This is a genomic window from Aquimarina sp., from assembly GCF_977115655.1.
Map to the genome: position 1 here is coordinate 1 of NZ_CDSBKO010000037.1, position 24,813 is coordinate 24,813.

Genomic DNA, 24,813 nt, shown 5'->3' on the forward strand with positions numbered 1-24,813 from the left:
GGATGACGGGTGACCGAGGTCCGGGGTTGTTTTTTTCTCTGTTTTAAGCCGGATGCCGGATGACCGAGGTCCGGTTTTTTTTGTTGTTCTGTTTTTGAGCCGGAAGCCGGGTGACCGATGACGGATGTCAGGTGATTGAAACTTTTTTGTTTTTAGCTTCTTGACTTACCGTTTTAATCGGGCTTCTATTTTTTCTAAACGTGCTTCTAGTTCTTTGTTTTTTTGTTCTTGTATATTTAATTGTTTTTCTTGTGCAATGGTATATAAGGTTAGTTCTTCTATTTTTTCTAATAGTTTCATATTCATAACCCCTAATTCTATTCCTTCTTTTTCCATTTGGGTTGCAGAGGGTATATTAGGTAAATGCCCTTTTTGTTTGATATGATTTTGTACTTCTTCTATGGTTAATAAATCATATCCTTTTTTAAATACATAATCTGGTCCGGGAACACTAAGATCTACTTTTACCTCTTCGGCATGGATTTTTCCTTTTACTGTAAGCTTTGCGTCTGGTGTGGTAGTACCTATACCAACATTACCATATCGTGTAATCCTCATACTTTCGGCCATAGGACCAGGGCCATCTGTACCTTGTGTAAAAAACGCTAATCCTACATAATCTGCATCTGTATGCTCTCGGGTTGCTGCTATTGCTGCTCTTCTTCTATCACTAGACATCCAAGTAATCCCTCCATAAAAACCTCCGTTTCCAGGATCATTTGAAACTAACGAAATATGATCCTGACCTTGATTTTCCATATTAACATTAAAAGCAGCAGGATTAACAATTTCTAATTTTTGAGAAGGAGAAGTTGTTCCTATACCTACATTACCATTAGTGGTAAGAGTAAATTGATCTCTACCATAACCCGCCATTAATCGTAAATCATGATTGCTTTCTGTGCCTAATCTTCCAACTATTCCACTCCAATTAGCACCGTGGGAAAATATCCCTGTTTTTACTCCTCCCGTATTACTGGTAGCCAAAATTTTAGAATGTTCCAAACCATGAACATCTAATGCACCATGCCAATTTTGTACATTATCTGGATTTGAAGTACCTATACCAATACTACCGTTATCTTTAATGACTATACCTTTTTGTTTATTAAAAATATTTAAGTCATACCCGGGCCTATTTGTATAAAAACCTAAAACTTTATCATTACCACTCCCTTCTCCAATCCACCATACTTCATCTCCACTTTTATCATAACCCCCTAACCAACCAACAAACCCGTTTTCTGTATCTTCATAAGCAGTGTTTTGAAGTTTAATAATTTCTCCATCCCCGGCTATATGTAATTTAGAAGAGGGAGAAGTTGTACCTATCCCAACATTTCCACTTGTGGGAAAGGTATTAGTCTGTGCAATACTAACCGTCGATATAAATATTAGAATACTAAATAGATTTTTTTTCATAATTATATTGTTATTTCCTTTTTAATAAAAATCTGGTTTCTTGTTTTTTAAGCTTTTGTTCCTCTGCTTTTATCTATGATTTCACCTTCTTTATTTTGGGATAGCTACAAAAATCCGCAAATATAAAAACATTATGGCAAAACCGTATATTGATACTCAAATTGTTAACCAAATTATAATCCATTAACATTTCGTTCTTTATGTTCATTTAAAATTTGACACTTTTTATATTTTAAATCAAAAAACCCTCCCATACTTATGCATGGGAAGATTTTAAGAATTGCAAAAAATCAGCTTACCGCTGAACGTAAAAGGGGTAACCCTACCCATTAATATCCAAAATTTTATCCTGACTTAGTCCTACCCCGGTTAGAGATAAAAAAATGGATTTTCTTTGAGGATGTCTAAAAAACAATATCTGTTGTAAGGCTAATAAACCATACTATTTTTAACTTTTTAGGCATCCTTTATTATGTATATGTCTTATCCCATAATTTTGTTACCTCTTTTATTACAATATTTTACAATCTGTTTCTATTTTTATGGATATACCTGTCCAAATCCTAAAATTTTTATATTTTACATCAAAAAACCCTCCCATACTTATGTACGGGAAGATTTTAAGAATTGCAAAAAATCAGCTTACCGCTGAACGTAAAAGGGGTAACCGTACCCATTACTTCCAAAATTTTATTCTGACTTAGTCCTACCCGTTCAGAGATAAAAAAATGGAGTTTCTTTGAGGATGTCTAAAAAGCAACATATCCGTCTAACGAGTGTATCGAAGACTAACTATTTTCAACTTTTAGACATCCTCCTTTTATGTATATGTCTTATCCCATAATTTTGTTACCATTAAATGTCTTCTTTTTTTATTATATGTCTTATCCTATAGTTTTGTTACCCTTTTTATACTACAATATTAATACATGTCAGTTTCATCTTCCGACACTGACGAAAAAAACAGGTTTTTTTTAAATAAAACTTCTGCTCTACATCTTAATTAAGAAATTTTTAACCTGTAAAAAAACCTGCAAAGCGCCCTGAATACCTACTTTTATAACAACAAACTTATTTTTAAGTTAAATTGAAAAAGAAAGATGGAAAAGAAAAAAATACTGATAATAAATGGGCATCCGGATAAGGAGAGTTTCAATTATGCAATTTCTGAAGCATATAAAACAGGAGGGGGAAAATCCGGGGCCGAGATAAAAGAAATAAAAATAAGAGAGTTAACCTTTAACCCAAACCTACAATTTGGATATCGAAAAAGAACAGAACTTGAACCAGACTTATTAAACGCACAAGAGCTTATAAAATGGGCAGATCATTTGGTATGGGTATATCCTGTTTGGTGGGGATCTGTTCCTGCAATTATGAAAGGTTTTATAGATCGAACCTTTATTCCCGGGTTTGCTTTTAAGAAAAGAGAAGGCTCTGTTTGGTGGGATAAATATCTAACAGGAAAAACTGCTCGATTAATTTGTACATTAGATCAACCGGCATGGTATTACAAATGGGTGTATCGAAGCCCCAGTCATAATGCAATGAAAAAATTAACCATGCAATTTACCGGGGTCAAAAAAGTAAAAATAACGACTATAGGACCAATACGGCTATCTAAAGAAGAATACCGAAAAAAATGGCTGCACAAAATCGAAGCTTTAGGATTCAAAAATAGATAAGCAAAGTAAACTTCAATGTATTTTGCCGCGAAGGGATTTAAAATTTTGCGTGAGGGATTATAGTGTAAATCCCACAGCCCGACGAAGGAGGTGCGAGGAATTGAAACGGAAAGCCCGACCCTTGTGGTCACGCTCTAATCTAAAAAAAAGAAATTTGTCGTACCCCCTGTATGATATTAACCATTTACGTATAAAAAAACTATATATGCAACAACAAAAACACCTGTTTGATCTTTCTGAAGATAGTACCTATTTAAACGGAGCTTACATGTCTCCGCAGTTAAAATCCGTAACCCAGGTTGGGCTAAACACTGTTGCTCAAAAAGGACAACCTTATAAAATCACCCCCGAAGATTTTTTTACTCAAAAAGAAATACTAAAACAACGTTTTGCAACTTTGGTAGATGCTCCCGATTATAAAAACATGGCCATCATACCCTCGGCATCCTATGGTATTGCAAACGCTGCCAACAATATCCCTTTTCAAAAAGGAGAGGAGATTATCTTAGTAGACGAGCAGTTTCCCAGCAATGTGTATGCGTGGCAAGAGGTAGCTAAAAAATACGAAGTTTCTATAACTGTCATAAAACCGCCAAAAGATTTTAAGGATCGCGGAGCAAAATGGAATCAAAACATCTTAAATGCAATCTCTAAAAAAACGGCAGTAGTAGCAATGTGTAATGTGCACTGGGCAGATGGTACTTTATTTGACCTAAAAGCCATACGGGCAAAAACCAAAAGCATGAATAGCTATTTGGTTATAGATGGTACACAAAGCGTGGGTGCTTTACCGTTTTCTGTTAAAGAAATAGAGCCGGATGCACTAATCTGTGGAGGATATAAATGGCTAATGGGGCCTTACTCTATAGGCATGGCATATTACAGTGATGCTTTTAATAACGGCACTCCTATAGAGCATAACTGGATGAATCGTTATAACAGCGAAGATTTTACCGGATTAACCAAATATGAAGACCGTTTTCAGGAAAAAGCTGCACGATACTCTGTTGGAGAATCCAGTAATTTTATACTCACCCCTATGCTCATTAAAGCAATAGAGCAATTAATAGAATGGACCCCGGCAGCGATACAACAATACTGTAAAACTATATCTACAAAGGCAGTACAAGAACTTAGAGAGCTGGGATGTTTTATAGAAGAGGACAACTTTAGAGCACACCATCTTTTTGGCGTATACTTGCCCGAAAACATAGATGTAGAAAATCTAAAAGCCAGATTACAACAACAAAATATATTTGTCTCTTTTAGAGGAAAAGCCATGCGGGTTTCTCCTAATGTATATAATTCTGAAGAGGATTTTAACAAATTAGTAGCACAAATACGTCAAGAAATCTAAGATCTCTTTGTCTTAAATTGATATTGCTCTTATATTTGTCTCAAAATCTGCTACGTGAGTGCATCTATAATCTCGCAAACTTTTATACAGTCTCTACCGTTACAGAAACTGCAAAAAGCTATTGCCCGGCCCGAAACAAAAATACATCTGCAAGGAAGTATTGGCTCGTCGTTATCCTTTATTATTGAAAACAGTTTTAAACAAGCTGAAAAACCTTTTCTCTGTATTTTTAATGATAAAGAAGAAGCTGCATATTATCTTAATGATCTGGAGCAATTGCTTGGCGATAAAAATGTACTTTTTTATCCCGGCAGTTATCGCAGACCATACCAAATCGAAGAAACCGACAATGCCAATGTGCTTTTAAGAGCCGAGGTATTAAACCGAATCAATTCCAGAAAAAAACCAGCTCTGATTATTACCTATCCGGATGCTTTGTTTGAAAAGGTGGTAACCCGAAAAGAACTAGAAAAAAACACTCTGAAAATTAATCTTAACGACACCCTTTCTCTGGATTTTGTAAATGAAGTATTGTTTGAATACCGGTTTAAAAGAGTGGATTTTGTAACCGAACCAGGAGAGTTTTCGGTTCGTGGCGGAATTGTAGATGTTTTTTCTTTTAGTAATGACGAACCCTACCGAATCGAGTTTTTTGGTAACGAAGTAGACAGTATTAGAACTTTTGATGTAGAAACACAACTATCTACCGACCAGATTAAAAAAATATCTATTATCCCTAATGTCGAAAACAAAGCGATACAAGAAACCAGAGAAAGCTTTTTAAAATATATATCTTCAGACACTATCATCCTTGCTAAGGATATGGATTTGATTTCGGCAAGAATCGATAAAAATTTCGAAAAAGCACAAGAAGCTTTTCAAACACTATCCAAAGATATAAAACATGCTACTCCTGCAGAGCTTTTTGCTTCTTCGCAAGATTTAAATACACAGTTATTGGGTTTCACTTTAATAGAAATAAGTAATCGCCCTGTAACCAAAGCAGATTATGCTATAAAATTTGACATAAAACCGCAGCCTTCTTTTAATAAACAATTTGATTTATTAATTGAAAATCTAAATGAAAATCGGGAAGCTGGTTATAAAAATTATATCTTTTGTGTAAGTGAGCAACAGGCAAAACGTTTTCATGATATTTTTGACGATGCCGATCTGGATGTAAAACAATATGAAACGGTGGTGTTTTCTGCTTTTCAGGGATTTATAGACCACGACCTTAAAATAGTTTGTTATACCGATCACCAGATATTTGAACGATACCATAAGTTTCATCTTAAAAACGGGTACGCCAAAAAACAAGCAATCACGTTAAAAGAACTTACCAATCTGGAGGTAGGAGATTATGTAACACATATCGATCATGGTATTGGTAAATTTGGAGGGTTACAAAAAATTGATGTAGACGGTAAAAAACAAGAAGCCATAAAATTAATTTATGGAGAAAGAGACGTGCTGTATCTAAGTATTCATTCACTTCATAAAATTACCAAATACAATGGCAAAGACGGCAAACCACCACAGGTATACAAACTAGGCTCTAAAGCCTGGAAAACCCTTAAAGAAAAAACAAAATCCAGAGTTAAACATATAGCCTTTAACCTTATACAATTATACGCAAAGCGAAGGCTACAAAAAGGATTTCAGTACCATCCCGACAGTTATATGCAACATGAGCTGGAAGCCTCGTTTATATACGAAGATACCCCGGATCAAATTACCGCAACAGAAGCTGTAAAAGCAGACATGGAGAGTGAACGCCCAATGGACAGGCTTATCTGCGGGGACGTTGGATTTGGTAAAACCGAAGTCGCTATTCGTGCCGCTTTTAAAGCAGTAGATAATGGGAAACAAGTAGCAGTTTTGGTTCCTACTACCATTCTTGCATTTCAGCATGCAAAAACGTTTAGAGAGCGGCTTAAGGATTTTCCGGTAACGGTAGATTATTTAAATCGTTTTCGCTCTGCAAAACAAAAAAAAGAAACCCTCGAAGGTCTGGCTGCAGGAAAAGTAGATATTATTATAGGTACGCACCAACTGGTAAACAAAAATGTACAATTTAAAGATCTTGGGCTGCTTATTATAGATGAAGAACAAAAATTTGGAGTATCGGTAAAAGATAAATTAAAAACCATAAAAGAAAATGTAGATACCTTAACCCTAACGGCTACACCTATACCAAGAACATTACAGTTTAGTTTAATGGCTGCCAGGGATTTATCTACCATTACCACTCCCCCGCCCAATCGATATCCTATCGAAACCAATGTAATACGATTTAACGAAGAAACCATTAGGGATGCTGTGAGCTACGAGATACAGCGTGGTGGACAGGTGTTTTTTATTCATAACAGAATCGAAAACATCAAAGAGGTAGCAGGTATGGTACAACGATTGGTGCCGGATGCAAAAATTGGTATTGGTCATGGACAAATGGAAGGCAAAAAACTCGAAGGTCTTATGCTTTCTTTTATGAATGGCGAGTTTGATGTTCTGGTTTCTACTACCATTATCGAAAGTGGCTTGGATGTACCTAATGCTAATACTATTTTTATTAATAATGCAAACAATTTTGGGGTGTCTGATCTGCATCAAATGCGCGGGCGCGTAGGTCGTAGCAACAAAAAGGCTTTTTGTTATTTTATCACTCCACCCTATTCTGCCATGACCGAAGATGCCAGAAAACGTATTACCGCACTAGAGCAATTCTCTGATCTGGGCAGCGGTTTAAATATTGCCATGAAAGATCTGGAAATTCGTGGAGCAGGAGATTTATTGGGGGGAGAACAAAGCGGGTTTATTAACGAAATTGGTTTTGAAACCTATCAAAAAATACTATCGGAAGCTATCGAAGAGCTTAAAGAAAATGAGTTTGCAGAGCTATATAAAGACGATAAAAAAGAAAAAGTATACTTAAAAGATACCCAAATCGATACGGATTTTGAATTGCTTTTTCCCGATGACTATATCAATAACATTACCGAAAGATTAAATCTGTATACCGAACTTAATACCATCAAAAAAGAAGAAGAACTACAGGAATACCAAAAGCGGTTAGTAGACCGTTTTGGAGAATTGCCAGATCCTGCCGAAGATTTATTAAACTCTGTTAGAATAAAATGGATTGCCACCTCTATGGGGTTAGAAAAGATAATTATGAAACAGAATAAGTTGATCGGCTATTTTATTAGCGACCAACAATCCGGCTTTTACCAAACCCCTGCATTTACCAGAGTGCTACAATTTGTACAGCAAAATCCGGCAGTTTGTAAAATGAAGGAAAAAAATACACGAAACGGTTTGCGGTTATTACTAACTTTTGAAAAAGTAACCTCTATAGATAAAGCATTGCAGGTATTGCAACCTTTTGCTACGAAGTCTTAAGTTGGGTGTCTGAGGTCCGAGGTTGGAAGTTGGAAGACGGGTGTCCGAGGTCGGAAGACGGGAGTCGGGTGTCCGAGGTCGGAAGTTGGAAGTCGGAGGTCGGGGGTCGGAAGTTGGAAGTATATTCCTTCTCGAATGACCCACTAGAGGTGCAGGACAATCCACAGTACCCGCAGAATGACCCACTAGAGGTGCAGGACAATCCACAGTACCCGCAGAATGACCCACTAGAGGTGCAGGACGATCCACAGTACCCGCAGAATGACCCACTAGAGGTGCAGGACGATCCACAGTACCCGCAGAATGACCCGCTAGAGGTACAGGACGATCCACAGTACCCGCAGAATGTTTTGCCAGAGGTTCCCAATATTTTTTTTAAACCACACAATATTTTATCTATAATACCGTTATACCCCCTCAAAAGGCATAGAACATCAATATCCTACCTATTCGTTCTGCAATCCTTGTATACAAAATATTCATTTTTAAAACTATCATTTATGATGCAACGAAAGTATGGAATGAGCGATGCCATTCTATTAGAAACAGCAGATACCATTATTGGATATCTAGAAAATGACATTAACCAATTTACCACCTTTGATCCGGTAGAATTTCCTGCTACTTTTCTCAATACAGTAAAACAAAAAGTAACCGATGCCTTTATAGAAGGTGGGGATACTGTTGGCAAAACACAGCTAAAGGTACAGACAGATATTGTAAACAAAGAGATGGATAATTGCAAAACCTATATGGAAGACCTAAAATACTGGGTAAAAAAATCCTTTACAAACCACCCTGCCATACAACAACAGTTTGGGATTAATCGTTTTAGGGAAATTTTTGGTTCGCAACCAAGGCTTATTCAATTTATGGAGAGCCTGTCGCATACCATTTATACCCATCGTGCAGAATTGATAGCTACGGGTACTCCCGCCTCTTTACTGGATCAGGCAGAACCTTTGTCTACAGCTTTGCGAGATGCCAACACAAAACAAGAAAACCTAAAAGGAAACCGTACCATTACCACAGAGTCCAGAATTATACACCTTAACAGTTTGTATGATCTATTAAGAAAAATAGAAGACGCAGCAGCAATTATCTATAGGGGCGAGGAAACAAAACGAGCGCTTTACAAAATACCTAAAACAAATACTACAACTTCAAAAAATACAGAAAAACCAACAACCCCGTAAAAGCATGCCCTTAAAAACATGTTTTGTTTTTGGCGCAAACCCGGGGAGAATCAACCTCCGCAATGCGCAATAAAAATCCAAATTCCCTGTTCTGTCTTTATACACAGGGGATTTACCATTGTGCCCCTGCATTGTACTATGTTATCATAAAAAACGTTGTACAGGTATAAAAATCCAAATATATTTGTACGGCATTCTTATCGCAAACATACCCCATACGTTCTTTATATAATTGCAACCATCAAATCCAAAAAAAAACTCTAAAACCTAAAGCAAGATGACTACCAACCTATCCAACGAAATTAAAAACAATATCCAAAAATCTTTAAAAGAAGTTGCACCCCCTATTATAAACGACCCAGATTGCCAAAATATAGAAGAGGCAGTAGCAAACTCTGTAAGCAATCGCATGCGCATACTATCCAACAGCCTTATCTTTAATAGCAGTTATAACAGCGATACCGAGATCAAAAGTGCATCGTACCGCCACGTTAGTACCGGTGGGGGCGTAGTTAAAGGAGAGATTGTAATAAAACACAAACAAAGGCAGAACATTTTTAAATACGGTGGCCCCGGCTACCCGGGTACCGAGAACGGGCAGCTTTGCGAATACCCAAAAGGATCCAGAAAATTTTATAAATGGAACAATACTTTTTGCAAGTGGGAAGATGTGTACAAAGATGTTAAAAGGAACACTGGCCAGGGGCAAAGCTGGAGGGATAAACTAACCAAAAATGCAGCTTTTGATCCTTGGTGGGGCAATAACCCTAGTATGGATGGTATAAAAAGCGACAGGCACCGCAACGGGGCAGACGATATGTGGGGCGACCCGGGGGTACGAAAATTTGGTGGCCCTTTTAAAAAATTATCCGATAACATTATGGAATCTGTTTATGCTATTACCTATAATTTTAAATCCCTGCTTGGGCATTATATAAAAATTGACGATGCTTTTGGGGGGGAAGAGAAAAGAAGTTCCAAACAAGAAGTAGTAAAAAACACTAATGAACAAAAAAACAAATTCTCAAATGACACTACTACACATAGATTAGATGTGAACTTTTACAAAGGAGATTCTAACCAACATTTTAGCGGGTTTAATAAAGATGTTGTGGGCTATAAACAGGCGCAAAAAGATTCTGCTTATCATGTAAATCGTAGTAATAGTTCTGTACGTATAGAAGTAAAACTAACCAAAAAATACCACTAATGCTTAAAACATTATTATACCTATTTACAACAATGTTATTAATAGGGTGCAAAGAAAAACTTACTAAGGTTGTAAAATATTACGATAACGGTTCTATAGAAAGAATTTATTTTTTAGATAGTGATTCCGTAAAGCAAGGAGAAGTAAAAATTTATTTTTCAAATAATCGAATAAAATTGAAAGGAAAATATAGGGATGGTAGTTTTAGCGATACTATTTATCACTATAGAGACGAAGAGAAAAATATAGTTGAAGTTCAAAATTATTATTTTAATAACGGAACTTATTTATATAAAGATTTTTATATAAATGGTAAACTAAAACAAGAAGGATTATCTAATAAAAATGATCAGAGAATCGGTCTATGGAAAAACTATGACAAAGATGGCAACCACCATTTTACCAAAGAGTATAAAATCATTGATGGTATAGAATACACCAACCAGATGTGGATTACCTTACCCACAGGCGATACCTTAACCGAAGGGGTAAGTATACAATACCATTTTGACAAAAACAAACTGCAATTAACAGATTCTATCTATGCATTTTTTCAAACCGAGGATTCTGCTTTTGATGAAGAAGATAAGGAAAAAACCACGGTTAGCGTTGTTTTACCAAAGGACTATACCCAAGCAAATTTTGTTCCCGATTTTTCTAACCGGGCAAAAGATCCTGGCGAAAAAGAGGGTATCCCTGCTATAGAGATACAAAGTTTAAAAGAACACCCCAATCCCATGGCAGTATTACAAAACCCTATAGATACCACAGACTATAAAAAAACAGTGGCATTTTATTGGAAACCCAAACGAACAGGAAAAGATACCATACGGGGCTATTTTAAAGAAAAGCTTACTCTTGTAGATGAAAGTAAACCTATACAATTAGATAAAGATCAAGACAGTATCATAACATCATACACTAAAAGAATATACTTTGAGTTTGCTGTAGAGGTTACTAAAGATTAAACTTTTACAAAGGAGATTCTAACCAACATTTTAGCGGGTTTAATAAAGATGTTGTGGGCTATAAACAGGCGCAAAAAGATTCTGCTTATCATGTAAATCGTAGTAATAGTTCTGTACGTATAGAAGTAAAACTAACCAAAAAATACCACTAATGCATAAAACATTATTATACCTATTTATAACAATGTTACTAATAGGGTGCAAAAAAAAACTTACTAAGGTTGTATCATATCATGATAATGGTAGTATAAAAGAAATCTATTACATAGATAAGGACTCGATAGAACATGGAGAAAAAATATCGTATTTCCCTTCAGGAAGAGTTTATTATAAAACATATCTTACTAAGGGAAACTATAAAGACACGGTATATTATTATCGAGATGACGATAAAAATGATATCAAATTCAAAAAGTTTTTTTTAAATAATGATTTTACTTATTACGAAGATTTCTATACTAATGGTAATATGGGTCAAAAAGGAGTTTTAAATGATGATGACCAAAGAATAGGTCTGTGGAAAAACTATGATAAAGATGGCAACCACCATTTTACCAAAGAGTATAAAATCATTGATGGTATAGAATACACCAACCAGATGTGGATTACCTTACCCACAGGCGATACCTTAACCGAAGGGGTAAGTATACAATACCATTTTGACAAAAACAAACTGCAATTAACAGATTCTATCTATGCATTTTTTCAAACCGAGGATTCTGCTTTTGATGAAGAAGATAAGGAAAAAACCACGGTTAGCGTTGTTTTACCAAAGGACTATACCCAAGCAAATTTTGTTCCCGATTTTTCTAACCGGGCAAAAGATCCTGGCGAAAAAGAGGGTATCCCTGCTATAGAGATACAAAGTTTAAAAGAACACCCCAATCCCATGGCAGTATTACAAAACCCTATAGATACCACAGACTATAAAAAAACAGTGGCATTTTATTGGAAACCCAAACGAACAGGAAAAGATACCATACGGGGCTATTTTAAAGAAAAGCTTACTCTTGTAGATGAAAGTAAACCTATACAATTAGATAAAGATCAAGACAGTATCATAACATCATACACTAAAAGAATATACTTTGAGTTTGCTGTGGAGGTTACTAAAGATTAGAAATGGTTATTATTTAGATCGAAGTAAAAAGCGACAGGCACCGCAACGGGGCAGACGATATGTGGGGCGACCCGGGGGTACGAAAATTTGGTGGCCCTTTTAAAAAATTATCCGATAACATTATGGAATCTGTTTATGCTATTACCTATAATTTTAAATCCCTGCTTGGGCATTATATAAAAATTGACGATGCTTTTGGGGGTGGGGAAAGAAAAGAGGAAAATAATAAATTAAAAGTAATAGAAAATAGAACATCCCCAGAGGATACAACTACACATGTTTTGGATGTAAATTATTACAAAGGAGATTCTAACCAACATTTTAGCGGGTTTAACAAAGACATAAAGGGCTATAATCAGGCACAAAAAGATTCTGCATATCATGTAAACCGATCTAATACCTCTGTTAAAATCGAAGTGAAACTAACCAAGAAATACCACTAATGCTTAAAACATTATTATATCTATTTATACTAATCGTATTACTAGGTTGTAAAGACAAGCTTACTAAAGTTGTAACATATTATGAAAATGGTAATATAAAAGAAACTTACTATATAGATAAGGACTCTGTAAGACATGGAGAAAATATAGAATATTTTTCCAGCGGAAGAATTTCTTTGAAAACCAGATATACAAATGGTAAATTTAAAGATACTATATATTATTATAGAGATGAAAAAGGTTCTATTATCGAAATAATAAAGTTTTTTCACGATAATGGATCAATCTATTATGAAGATCACCATAAGAATGGGAACTTGCGACAACTAGGCTATTTTACGAAAGACAAACAAAGAATCGGTTTATGGAAAAACTATGATAAAGATGGCAACCACCATTTTACCAAAGAGTATAAAATTATTGATGGTAAAGCACACACCAACCAGATGTGGGTGACCTTGCCTACGGGCGATACCTTAACAGAGGGAGCAAGCATACGATACCATTTTGATAAAAACAAACTGCAATTAACAGATTCTATCTATGCATTTTTTCAAACCGAGGATTCTGCTTTTGATGAAGAAGATAAGGAAAAAACCACGGTTAGCGTTGTTTTACCAAAGGACTATACCCAAGCAAATTTTGTTCCCGATTTTTCTAACCGGGCAAAAGATCCTGGCGAAAAAGAGGGTATCCCTGCTATAGAGATACAAAGTTTAAAAGAACACCCCAATCCCATGGCAGTATTACAAAACCCTATAGATACCACAGACTATAAAAAAACAGTGGCATTTTATTGGAAACCCAAACGAACAGGAAAAGATACCATACGGGGCTATTTTAAAGAAAAGCTTACTCTTGTAGATGAAAGTAAACCTATACAATTAGATAAAGATCAAGACAGTATCATAACATCATACACTAAACAAATATACTTTGAGTTTCCTGTGGAGGTTACTAAAGATTAGAAATGGTTATTATTTAGATAAAAGTAAAAAGCGACAGGCACCGCAACGGGGCAGACGATATGTGGGGCGACCCGGGGGTACGAAAATTTGGTGGCCCTTTTAAAAAATTATCCGATAACATTATGGAATCTGTTTATGCTATTACCTATAATTTTAAATCCCTGCTTGGGCATTATATAAAAATTGACGATGCTTTTGGGGGGGAGGATGATAGAAATCAGAAAATTGATAGCGTAAAAAAAGTTAAGCAGGTAGATGAAGGGATATCAAGAGATACTACTACTTATAATTTTGATGCAAAAAAAATAGATCGATCTTCAGACAGACATCTTAGTGGATTTAATAAAGATGTTGTGGGCTATAAACAGGCACAAAAAGATTCTGCCTATCATGTAAACCGATCTAATACCTCTGTAAAAATAGAAGTTAAACTAACCAAGAAATATCACTAATGCTTAAAACATTATTATACCTATTTATAACAATGTTACTAATAGGGTGCAAAGAAAAACTTACTAAAGTTGTAACATATCATGATAATGGTAGTATAAAAGAAATCTATTACATAGATAAGGATTCGATAGAAAATGGAGAAAAAATATCATATTTCCCTTCAGGAAGAGTTTATTATAAAACATATCTTACTAAGGGAAACTATAAAGACACGGTATATTATTATCGAGATGACGATAAAAATGATATCAAATTCAAAAAGTTTTTTTTAAATAATGATTTTACTTATTACGAAGATTTCTATACTAATGGTAATATGGGTCAAAAAGGAGTTTTAAATGATGATGACCAAAGAATAGGTCTGTGGAAAAACTATGATAAAGATGGCAACCACCATTTTACCAAAGAGTATAAAATCATTGATGGTATAGAATACACCAACCAGATGTGGATTACCTTACCCACAGGCGATACCTTAACCGAAGGGGTAAGTATACAATACCATTTTGACAAAAACAAACTGCAATTAACAGATTCTATCTATGCATTTTTTCAAACCGAGGATTCTGCTTTTGATGAAGAAGATAAGGAAAAAACCACGGTTAGCGTTGTTTTACCAAAGGACTATACCCAAGCAAATTTTGTTCCCGATTTTTCTAACCGGGCAAAAGATCCTGGCGAAAAAGAGGGTATCCCTGCTATAGAGATACAAAGTTTAAAAGAACACCCCAATCCCATGGCAGTATTACAAAACCCTATAGATACCACAGACTATAAAAAAACAGTGGCATTTTATTGGAAACCCAAACGAACAGGAAAAGATACCATACGGGGCTATTTTAAAGAAGAGTTTTCATATTATGACCCTAATGATGAAGAAAATAAAAATATGGATAGAATACTTACCGTACTAGATAAAAAAATATACTTTGAGTTTCCTGTGGAGGTTACTAAAAATTAAACTTTTACAAAGGAGATTCTAACCAACATTTTAGCGGGTTTAACAAAGACATAAAAGGCTATAAACAGGCACAAAAAGATTCTGCATATCATGTTAATCGTAGTAATAGTTCTGTACGTATAGAAGTAAAATTAACCAAGAAATACCACTAATGCATAAAAAAATATTATACCTATTTATAACAATGTTACTAATAGGGTGCAAAGAAAAACTTACTAAAGTTGTAACATATCATGATAATGGTAAAATAAAGGAAGTTCACCATATTAATAAGGATTCCGTAAAACAAGGAGAAGTAATTTTTTATTATCCATCAGGAAGAGTCTCTTATTCTACTATGTACACAGATGGAAAACTTAAAGATACTATCTATTATTATCATGATAATGATAAGAAAGAACTCGAAATTAAAAAGTTTTTTTTAAATGATTACTTAATCTATTACGAAGATTATCATCGTGAAGGCATTACGAAACGAACTGGCACACTAAATATTGATAACCAAAAAGTTGGTATTTGGAAAAACTATGATAAAGATGGCAACCACCATTTTACCAAAGAGTATAAAATCATTGATGGTATAGAATACACCAACCAGATGTGGATTACCTTACCCACAGGCGATACCTTAACCGAAGGGGTAAGTATACAATACCATTTTGACAAAAACAAACTGCAATTAACAGATTCTATCTATGCATTTTTTCAAACCGAGGATTCTGCTTTTGATGAAGAAGATAAGGAAAAAACCACGGTTAGCGTTGTTTTACCAAAGGACTATACCCAAGCAAATTTTGTTCCCGATTTTTCTAACCGGGCAAAAGATCCTGGCGAAAAAGAGGGTATCCCTGCTATAGAGATACAAAGTTTAAAAGAACACCCCAATCCCATGGCAGTATTACAAAACCCTATAGATACCACAGACTATAAAAAAACAGTGGCATTTTATTGGAAACCCAAACGAACAGGAAAAGATACCATACGGGGCTATTTTAAAGAAAAGCTTACTCTTGTAGATGAAAGTAAACCTATACAATTAGATAAAGATCAAGACAGTATCATAACATCATACACTAAACAAATATACTTTGAGTTTCCTGTGGAGGTTACTAAAGATTAGAAATCTGTTTTTATATAAAATCTATCTGTTATGCATTTAGAAAAATAATTATGAAATAAGCCATAACAAAAAGGTTGATACCCACCGATATGATTATATGGCGATTCCATCTGACCATTAAAAAACAATAAATATAAACAGATGAAAAAAGCGTCAATTCGAGTGTTTTGTCGTAATAAAATGGAGACAAAATGTATCGAGAATAGCTTTTTAAAGCGTAGGTCGGAATCTATTTTGCCTTAGAGTTATCCATGAGTGGATTCCGTTTTGCAACGGAATGACAAATCAGCTCATCTCTATATCGCATAAGTTTTTATAATGTACTAAGAAAACAAATACTACAACTTCAAAAAATACAGAATCGGGTAATTTTTAATATATAAACAAAAGCCAAAGATTAAAATTGTTACTTTAGACCTCTCAGGTTTGTGAACACCTGTGAGATCTAAAAACCCTTGTTTTTACAGGTTTGTCGGGTAAATGTCGGGGCAAATACAACTCAAAAAATTTGAAAACTATCCTCTGAAAACTAATATTGCTGAAGAAAATGAAAATTAATCCCATTATGAAACAGCCAGAATTAGGTCAGAAAATTTCTGAACTTAGAAAATCCAAAGGACTAACACAAGAAGAGTTGGTAGAACAATGTAATATTAGTGTTCGAACCATACAACGTATCGAAGCAGGCGAAGTAACCCCAAGAAGCTATACTATAAAAACCATTTTATCTGCTCTGGATTATGATCTCGAAAAAATTAAATACGAAGATTCTTTGGTAACCAAAAAGTTTAAAAAACTACTTTTATTAGACATCGATGATAGTAAAGAAATTAGTTTTTTAATACGGCAGCTATCTATTGCATGGATTAGCGGAATTGTTTATTTTATTCTGGGGTTTGCAGAGTTTGCCGTAGATTATTTTAGGTACTATGAAGATGAAATGGTAACTAACCCTGCTGTCTACATTATTTTAAAATTAGTAATTCTGGCTTCGGTTATTCTATTTACAAGAGGGTTCATCCTAACCGCAAAAATTTTCAAAAACTATTTATTACGTATTACGGCATTTCTTTTTATTTTTATTTGTGTAGTATTTTATATCTACGATATTTTATCCCTTCATATAAACGATTTTGATTATCAGTTTGTTCTTGGAGCAGAAGCAATAACTTATGGTGTTATAGGAATCCTGTTTGGTATATCGGTATTGCGGTTACAAAAAGGATTAGGAGGGATTGCGACTACAACTGGTATTTTTGAAATTGTAACTTATAGCTGTATGGTTACTATATTTCTGGCATTAGTTGGCTTAGTTCTGCTTACTCCTACTATTTTGCTGGAGATTATTTTACTTTATAAAGTATACACACTACTAAAAGCAAAACAGCAAGAAATCAACACAGATTAATATCTAATCTCTCTAGCGCTTAAAAACGAAAAAGAGGGGTTCTGAAAATTCAGATCCCCCTCTTTTTTAAACTGAAGATTATTTATTATATCTGTTATACTTTTAATACAAAGCTATTTTTCTTATTGCCCTATCCCCTTTATATTCTGATATATAAATCGCTTGGTTATATGGATCCGAAGTGATACCGTTAGGAGCATTAAAAGACGCATCTTTTAGCAGGCCATCCACTACAGAGGCATTACCTGTACCTGCAAATTCTTCTATCTTTCCATCCATAGAAACCTTAAATATTTTATGTACTCCAATACCAGTTGCAAAAACAGAGTTTCCAACTACGGTAATATATCCAATACCAGATCCGTTAACTACAATATCTGGTATATTGGCTAGTAATGACACATTACCATTGGGTTTAATAGATAAAATATCTGATGTTGCATAGTTTCCTACAATCAAATTTCCTTTACGATCAAAATCCATACCTACTCCTCCTGCTAATCGGGGATCAGACCCATAAACAGTTACTACACCATCTTGTGTTATTTTATGTACTGTTGGGGTTAAAAAATTAGATACATATACATTATTTTCATAATCTAAAGCTAATCCTGCCGGCCAACCATCTAGTGTTGCCAATACAGATCGGGTACCATCTGGGGTTATTTTAAGAATCTCCCCATTAGCGGTATTGTTAGCATTTACCACATAAAAATTACCTTCAAAATCCATTGCATTTCCCAACGGCCCCGATAGTCCGGTTATAAATTCAGAAACATCCCCATCTGGTGTTATTTTAAAAACCTTGGTTCCGTTGCCGCCTGTATTAACAAATCGCCCATATTCTGATACATAGATATTCCCCCGGTGGTCAACCGTAATGGCATCATTTCCTGTAGAAAAACCCGCAGCTATTGTTTTTACCTCAAGATTGGGATCCAATCCATCCCCACTACAAGAAATAAATGTTGTTGACACTACCAATAAAGCAAAAAATAATACTGTTGTAATTCTGGTTTTTTTAATACGTGTTTTCATTTTCGTGATTTTTAAGTTTTGCACCAAAGTAGTAATGCAATACCCAAAAATCGACCGTTTGGATGTACTCGTACATATTTTCAGACCGCTTTTAATCCACATTGTGGAGTTTAATTCTCCGAGGCTTGCCTCGAAATGTTAAGATCGTGTTTCCGCTGAATGCCTCGTGGGCTTGCCCCGAGGTAGTTGACTTGTTTGATATAATTTGTGGGGGTGTCTTTCATTTCTTGCTTAAATGCTTTGTTAAATGTAGATTTTGAATTAAAACCCACATCCAAAGAAATGGCAAATATGGTATGATGATAATGTTGATTATTTTCTATTCTGGTTAAAAACTCCTGTACCCGGTATCGATTTATGTAATCATAAAAATTGCTGTTCAAAACATTATTAAGATACCAGGAAACATTATGGGTCGATGTGTTTAAATGCTCAGAGAGTTCACGCAATGTTAAATCAGGTTTTAGAAACATCTTTTCTTTTTCCATAAGATAATCCAGTTCTTTTTCCAGAGCAGCAATCTGGACTTTTTTTATTCGTGTCTGTACATTTATTTTTTCTTTCTGTAAAGGCACTCTAAAAAGCACCGGTTCTTTAAGACTATAATAGCCTATAACGTATATAAATACAGAAATTACTGCCCAGACTATATCATAACTTATAAATGGTATAAAATAGTTGAAAAAATTTTGAGACAAGAAGCTAATCATCCAGAAAAGGATGAAAATAAGGATGGAAATTTGAAAAAATGAAAAAAATGACATCAACCTTTGTTTATAAGAAATCACATTCTTTTCTTCTTTTATATATGTTTTTAAAAGCCTGTTATTTAACCTCCAATAATAAAAATTTGAAACAATTCCTGCTCCTTCGATAATGGCAAATGGTATTTGAAAAAATCCTGACGAAATCTTATCCATAAACTCGACAGGAGTAAAATATAGTATATAAATAGAAAACAAAACATGAAATATCACAGGTATGTAATGTTGCCAGGAAAGTTTAAAGCCCTCATTTTTATAAAAGGAGAGCCTCCTAAAATACATATAACATAATGGACCGAATACAAAAATAACTGCATCGATAAGGATGGTCCATTGTAAAAACCTCGGGGTCAAAAATCTAAAAAAAATCATTCGCCCGGATAACATTAAAACGGATAACAATAAAATAATAGAAAGTATGGTATTGGCTTCCTTATTTTTATCTTTTATTATCTGAATAGTTACTGCCAAAAATACTCCCTGACTAATTCCTAAAAACAGGATAAGATCTATAAATGTAAAAGACTGCATTATTTAAGGTATTTAGTGGTATGTAAATTTATGATTTTAGGTAATAATTTTCGACCGAATGCATACAATCACACCTCTGCATAATACCATAAAAAATCAAAAATGATAAAAAGCATCCTCCAGATGCTCAATTCTTGTCCCTGATTTGTTTTTTATAATGGCAATGATATCAAAACGTACTTCTACATCCAAATCATTATCTGTTATATAATTATTAACAGCTCTAACCAAAGATTGAATTTGTTTGGGTTTCACAAAATCCTGAGGGTTTCCAAATTCTGGTGTACTTCTGGTTTTAACCTCTACTGCTACTACAACCCCTTCTTTTTGAGCAATTATATCTACTTCAGACTTTAAATAACGATAATTCTTTTCTAGAATATCATATCCTTTATCTTTTAAAAAATCGATTGCTAGTTTTTCTCCTTTTTTACCAAGAGCATTATGTTCTGCCATATTATATATACTCTAAAATCACTTCGTCCTTATCTATTTTTAAAGACACTTCTGCACCAAGCACCAATGCTCTGTTATCTTCCAGATGTCCCACAGGAAACTTAAATACTACAGGAAATCCATACTCTTCTACAATATCCAAAATAATTCGTTTATACTTTTTACCAAACGGGGAATTATTATCATGCAAATTGGTCATCCCCCCAACAATTAATCCGGATAATCTTTCAAAATAACCATTACGTTTCAAGTTTTGCAACATCCGATCTATATGATATAGATATTCATCCAGATCTTCTATACATAAAATTTTATCTGAAGTGTCTATCGAAGAAACAGAACCGCATAAAGAATATAATATCGATAAGTTACCACCCACTAACTGCCCTTTACACTTACCCAAAATATTTTTTTTGGAAGAAGGCACTCTGTATGTGATTTTTTTTCCGAACAAAGCATCTTTTAAGGAATTAATGGATTGGGTAGTATTTTTATGAATATCTATTGGCATAGGAGCATGTATAGTAGCTATTCCAAAATTATGGATATGAGAATGTAAGACTGTAATATCAGAATACCCAATAACCCATTTTGGATGTTTTATAAATGTAGAAAAATCGATTTTATCAACAATCCTTACTGTACCATACCCACCTCTGGCACACCATATAGCCTTAATTTCTTTATCTTCTAACATCTTTTGGAAATCAGATGCCCGTTCCTGATCAGATCCGGCAAATTGATTATTTTCTTTACCAATTGTTGCACCTGTTACTGGTTGTAATCCCCAGGATATAAGTATTTCAACAGCGTCATTTATCTCTTTAAAATCCACCTTTCTGGCAGTAGAAACAATAGCAATTTTATCTCCTTTTTTTACAAAATCCGGGGTAATCATATCTTAAATTTTCAATTTTGAGGCACTAATTAACAAAGACTTTCGTTATAATCTATTATATTGTACACAATTTTGTCCCTTCTACTCTATTTTAAATTTTAATTGCCTATGATGATGTCAGATACTTCTTGTAATCTAGCTTCCTTAGCAGAATATGTACCATCTCCAGCAAATCCATGGAATGTAAGCAAGATCAATCACTTATATCGCAGGATTGCCTTTGGCGCATCTAAAGCCGAGGTATTAGCTGCTTTAGCACAAAATAACCCATCTGCCTTAGTCGATCAGCTTATAGATGATGCTATTGCATTAAACACTACACCACCGCCTGCATGGGGGTTCTGGAACAGAGATCAGTTTGAAAATGCCCCACTGGAAACCTTTGAGTACAGACAAGAAGGTAAAAAGCAAATGATAACGGATTTGTTACAAAATAAAGTAAGAGAACGTCTTACTTTATTCTGGAGTAATCATTTTGTTACCGAAGATAACACCTATCGAAGTCCTGCATATCAATCCCAATATTATACCCTTTTGCAAATGCATGCTTTAGGCAGTTTTAGGGATTTTGTATATGATATTGGTATATGCAATGCCATGTTGGTATATCTTAATGGGGATGAAAACATAAGGGACAGACCCAACGAGAACTATGCCAGAGAATTGTACGAGTTATTTACTCTTGGAGTGGATAATGGCTATACAGAGAATGACATACAAGAAACCGCAAAAGCGCTAACGGGATATGTAAACACAAACGATATACCATGGGGAGATATTCTTTTTGACCCAAGCAAATTTAGCAACGAATCCAAAAATATTTTCGGGCAAGCAGGAAATTGGACTTATGATGATGTTATCAATATCTTGTTTCTACAAAGAAGCACACAAGTTGCAACTTTTATTTGCGCAAAGCTGTACAGATATTTTGTTAGTCCAACTTGTAATGATGCTATTGTTGCCGAAATGGCACAAACTTTTATAAGCAGCAATTATAATATTGCTACAGTACTTAAACAGCTTTTTAAAAGCGAACATTTTTTTAATATAGAAGCTATAGGCGCAATAATAAAAAGCCCTTGTGATTTAAACATAAGTTTTTTTAACGAAATCGGATTTACCTTACCCGCAGATGTGGATCATATTGATTTTTATAGAAACACCGTCAGAATTCTGGGGCAAGACGTATTAAATCCCATAGATGTTGAAGGCTGGCAGGGAGACGAAGATTGGATTAGCCCTGATCTGCTAATTGGTCGCTGGGAGAGTATTCGCTACATCCTGTCCAGAGCATGGGAGCATAATCAAGATCAGTTTAAAGATTTTTTAATAGGAATGCCTGTCGGCGAACCGGGAGACGGAAATTTGATGATTACTACAAACGATGTAAACCTTGTAGTAAAAACTATTCTTTATTATTTCTTTCCAAGAGGGATAACAGATCCCGTTATTTTTGCAGAAGCTTTAGGAGTATTTAAAATTGATGGTATCCCCGAAAATTATTTTGAAGACGGAACATGGACACTAGGATATCCAGAGTTATCTCAACAATTTGCTGCTTTACTAAATTACATTGCAGAAATCCCTGAATTCCAACTTAAATAAAAATCCTATGTGCGATACTAATAAACCCCATACTATACCATCCAAAAAAGATGGATCTTGTAATACCGAAGATCATGTAAAATGGAACCGAAGATCTTTTTTACAAGCATTAGGACTTGTAGGAGGAGGTACTATGATGCTTGCCAACACGCCGCTTTCTGTTTCAAGACCTTCCCCCCTATCTATAGCTCTTAGTCAGGCCGAAAATGATAATATTTTAATTCTATGCCGGTTAAGTGGGGGAAATGATGGTTTCAACACCATTATCCCTGTATACGATTACGATATTTATGCCAATGCAAGACCTTTGATAAAAATACCGCCAAGCGAGTTCATTTCTCTTAGCGATGACTATGCTATGCCAAAACCAATGAACAAACTAGAAAGCGTTTGGGGAGACGGACAAATGAAAATTGTACATGGTGTTGGGTATGAAGATTCTTCATTATCCCATTTTAAAGGATCCGACATTTATGCCAATACTAATTTGCTGCAAGACGACAGAACCGGTTTTATGGGAAGGTATTTTCAGGACATCTACCCCGATTATATATTTAATCCACCTGCCAGTCCCCCATCTATACAAATAGGAAGCATTGGAAATTTAATCTTTAAAGGCCCGGAAAATGATTTTTCTTTTGCCGTTTCTGATCCTACAAGACTGTTACAAATTGCACAAAACGGAACCTCTTACAGTACCGAGGGTCTTGGGGAATGTACGTATGATGATAAAGTAAGGCACCTAAGAGAAGTTACCAATACCACATTTACGTATGCAGATGTAATTAGTGCTGCCTATGAAAGATCGGGGCCTACAGACTTTGCAGGATATCTGGACGATAGTTTAGGCAGGCAGCTAAGTATTATTTCCAGACTCATTAAAGGAGGTCTGGGAACCAAAATATATCTGGTAACTTTAGGAGGATTTGATACCCATAATAACCAACCACAAAGACATCAGGAGTTACTTAATTCTTTTTCTGAAGCAATAAGTACTTTTTATAAAGATCTTACTGCTGCAGGATGGGACGACAAAGTACTTACTATGACCATGTCTGAATTTGGCAGAAGATTTAAAGAAAATGGATCTTTAGGAACCGATCATGGTACTGCTGCACCAACTATGTTTTTTGGCTCTGCTCTTAATGGAAACGGTTTTATTGGAGAGCACCCGGATCTGTCTAACTTAACCCGAGGAGGTAATGTATTTAACACTACAGACTTTAGACAAGTATATGCTACCGTTTTGAAAGAATGGTTATGCATTGACGAAACTACAGTTGGCAGAGTGTTATTAGGAGGATCCTACCAATCTTTAGATCTGGGTTTTAATTGCTCCGGAACCACAGGTATCCCTACAGATGGGGATGGAATTACCCATATTGTTACCTATAACAATAATCAAACATATATAAATATTGCAACTCCAGAAACTACACACATGGATATTGCTTTATACAATGTGATAGGACAAAAAGTAGCTACTTTACGAAACGAAGTTGTAATGGAAGGAGAGCTTGTTATCGATGTAAAGCAATCTGCAAATACAAGATTAAGTACAGGACCGTATGTATACAGGATTGAAACCAATAAGGGTAACTACAGCAGGTCTATCTTGATTTCTTGATATATAAAACCAATACCCTTAAAACAAATCTTATTAAAAAATACTCATTGAAAAATTAAGCTTTTCAATGAGTATTAAGATCTGTTTCACACCATATTTTTATAAACCTAGAGGAAGCGAGATTAATACACAAAAGTCTTGTCTCTGGGTTCTGATAGTCTGAATTCTTATTATTACCTTT

20 protein-coding genes are annotated in these 24,813 nt (G+C 34.8%); 15 read left to right on the forward strand and 5 right to left on the reverse strand.

Annotation, left to right across the window (positions count from 1 at the left end):
* Window positions 1-165 precede the first annotated feature (165 nt).
* Window positions 166-1,422, reverse strand: coding sequence for a hypothetical protein (locus ACZIYX_RS15045; RefSeq protein WP_462683078.1), 1,257 nt, complete (start codon window positions 1,420-1,422; stop codon window positions 166-168).
* Between the two features lie 1,100 nt (window positions 1,423-2,522).
* Between ACZIYX_RS15045 and ACZIYX_RS15050 the strand changes: the two genes are divergently transcribed.
* From ACZIYX_RS15050 to ACZIYX_RS15110, 13 genes are all read left to right on the forward strand, one after another.
* Window positions 2,523-3,107, forward strand: coding sequence for an NAD(P)H-dependent oxidoreductase (locus tag ACZIYX_RS15050; RefSeq protein ID WP_462683079.1), 585 nt, complete (start codon window positions 2,523-2,525; stop codon window positions 3,105-3,107).
* Window positions 3,108-3,312: 205 nt separating this feature from the next.
* Entirely contained in the window at window positions 3,313-4,464 is a 1,152-nt protein-coding gene (locus ACZIYX_RS15055) for an aminotransferase class V-fold PLP-dependent enzyme (RefSeq protein WP_462683080.1), read from the forward strand.
* Window positions 4,465-4,518: 54 nt separating this feature from the next.
* Entirely contained in the window at window positions 4,519-7,866 is a 3,348-nt protein-coding gene (gene mfd / locus ACZIYX_RS15060) for a transcription-repair coupling factor (RefSeq protein WP_462683081.1), read from the forward strand.
* A gap of 113 nt (window positions 7,867-7,979) precedes the next feature.
* A complete protein-coding gene (locus tag ACZIYX_RS15065) occupies window positions 7,980-9,062 on the forward strand; it encodes a hypothetical protein (protein ID WP_462683082.1) in 1,083 nt (360 codons plus the stop codon).
* Window positions 9,063-9,339: 277 nt separating this feature from the next.
* Window positions 9,340-10,272 (forward strand): hypothetical protein, encoded by a 933-nt coding sequence (locus ACZIYX_RS15070; RefSeq protein WP_462683083.1) that lies wholly within the window; start codon window positions 9,340-9,342, stop codon window positions 10,270-10,272.
* Window positions 10,272-11,240, forward strand: a complete 969-nt coding sequence (locus tag ACZIYX_RS15075; RefSeq protein ID WP_462683084.1) for a toxin-antitoxin system YwqK family antitoxin — start codon at window positions 10,272-10,274, stop codon at window positions 11,238-11,240. The genes ACZIYX_RS15070 and ACZIYX_RS15075 overlap by 1 nt, the downstream gene beginning before the upstream one ends.
* A 151-nt stretch (window positions 11,241-11,391) precedes the next feature.
* The gene (locus ACZIYX_RS15080) at window positions 11,392-12,360 is read left to right on the forward strand and encodes a toxin-antitoxin system YwqK family antitoxin (protein WP_462683085.1); all 969 of its coding nucleotides are present in this window, start codon (window positions 11,392-11,394) and stop codon (window positions 12,358-12,360) included.
* Between the two features lie 59 nt (window positions 12,361-12,419).
* Window positions 12,420-12,803, forward strand: a complete 384-nt coding sequence (locus ACZIYX_RS15085; protein WP_462683086.1) for a hypothetical protein — start codon at window positions 12,420-12,422, stop codon at window positions 12,801-12,803.
* Window positions 12,803-13,771 carry a toxin-antitoxin system YwqK family antitoxin gene (locus ACZIYX_RS15090; protein ID WP_462683087.1) on the forward strand — a complete coding sequence of 323 codons (969 nt, stop codon included), beginning with the start codon at window positions 12,803-12,805 and terminating at the stop codon, window positions 13,769-13,771. Before ACZIYX_RS15085 ends, ACZIYX_RS15090 begins: the two co-directional genes overlap by 1 nt.
* A gap of 59 nt (window positions 13,772-13,830) precedes the next feature.
* Window positions 13,831-14,223, forward strand: a complete 393-nt coding sequence (locus ACZIYX_RS15095) for a hypothetical protein (protein WP_462683088.1) — start codon at window positions 13,831-13,833, stop codon at window positions 14,221-14,223.
* Window positions 14,223-15,185 (forward strand): toxin-antitoxin system YwqK family antitoxin, encoded by a 963-nt coding sequence (locus ACZIYX_RS15100; RefSeq protein ID WP_462683089.1) that lies wholly within the window; start codon window positions 14,223-14,225, stop codon window positions 15,183-15,185. Before ACZIYX_RS15095 ends, ACZIYX_RS15100 begins: the two co-directional genes overlap by 1 nt.
* Window positions 15,186-15,336: 151 nt before the next feature.
* Window positions 15,337-16,305, forward strand: a complete 969-nt coding sequence (locus ACZIYX_RS15105; protein ID WP_462683090.1) for a toxin-antitoxin system YwqK family antitoxin — start codon at window positions 15,337-15,339, stop codon at window positions 16,303-16,305.
* Between the two features lie 565 nt (window positions 16,306-16,870).
* Window positions 16,871-17,713, forward strand: coding sequence for a helix-turn-helix domain-containing protein (locus tag ACZIYX_RS15110; protein ID WP_462683091.1), 843 nt, complete (start codon window positions 16,871-16,873; stop codon window positions 17,711-17,713).
* Between the two features lie 102 nt (window positions 17,714-17,815).
* Here the strand turns inward: ACZIYX_RS15110 and ACZIYX_RS15115 are convergent, their stop codons facing one another.
* From ACZIYX_RS15115 to ACZIYX_RS15130, 4 genes are all read right to left on the reverse strand, one after another.
* Complete coding sequence (locus tag ACZIYX_RS15115) at window positions 17,816-18,751, reverse strand: NHL repeat-containing protein (RefSeq protein WP_462683092.1); 936 nt, start codon at window positions 18,749-18,751, stop codon at window positions 17,816-17,818.
* A gap of 110 nt (window positions 18,752-18,861) precedes the next feature.
* Window positions 18,862-20,046 (reverse strand): helix-turn-helix domain-containing protein, encoded by a 1,185-nt coding sequence (locus tag ACZIYX_RS15120; RefSeq protein ID WP_462683093.1) that lies wholly within the window; start codon window positions 20,044-20,046, stop codon window positions 18,862-18,864.
* Window positions 20,047-20,142: 96 nt separating this feature from the next.
* Entirely contained in the window at window positions 20,143-20,502 is a 360-nt protein-coding gene (locus tag ACZIYX_RS15125; RefSeq protein ID WP_462683094.1) for a YraN family protein, read from the reverse strand.
* A gap of 1 nt (window position 20,503) precedes the next feature.
* Window positions 20,504-21,400 carry a S66 peptidase family protein gene (locus ACZIYX_RS15130; RefSeq protein ID WP_462683095.1) on the reverse strand — a complete coding sequence of 299 codons (897 nt, stop codon included), beginning with the start codon at window positions 21,398-21,400 and terminating at the stop codon, window positions 20,504-20,506.
* 108 nt (window positions 21,401-21,508) lie between these two features.
* Here ACZIYX_RS15130 and ACZIYX_RS15135 point away from each other — a divergent pair, with 108 nt between their 5' ends.
* Both ACZIYX_RS15135 and ACZIYX_RS15140 read left to right on the forward strand, forming a co-directional pair.
* Complete coding sequence (locus ACZIYX_RS15135; RefSeq protein WP_462683096.1) at window positions 21,509-23,005, forward strand: DUF1800 domain-containing protein; 1,497 nt, start codon at window positions 21,509-21,511, stop codon at window positions 23,003-23,005.
* A 7-nt stretch (window positions 23,006-23,012) separates the two neighbouring features.
* Window positions 23,013-24,632 carry a DUF1501 domain-containing protein gene (locus ACZIYX_RS15140; protein WP_462683097.1) on the forward strand — a complete coding sequence of 540 codons (1,620 nt, stop codon included), beginning with the start codon at window positions 23,013-23,015 and terminating at the stop codon, window positions 24,630-24,632.
* Window positions 24,633-24,813: the final 181 nt, after the last annotated feature.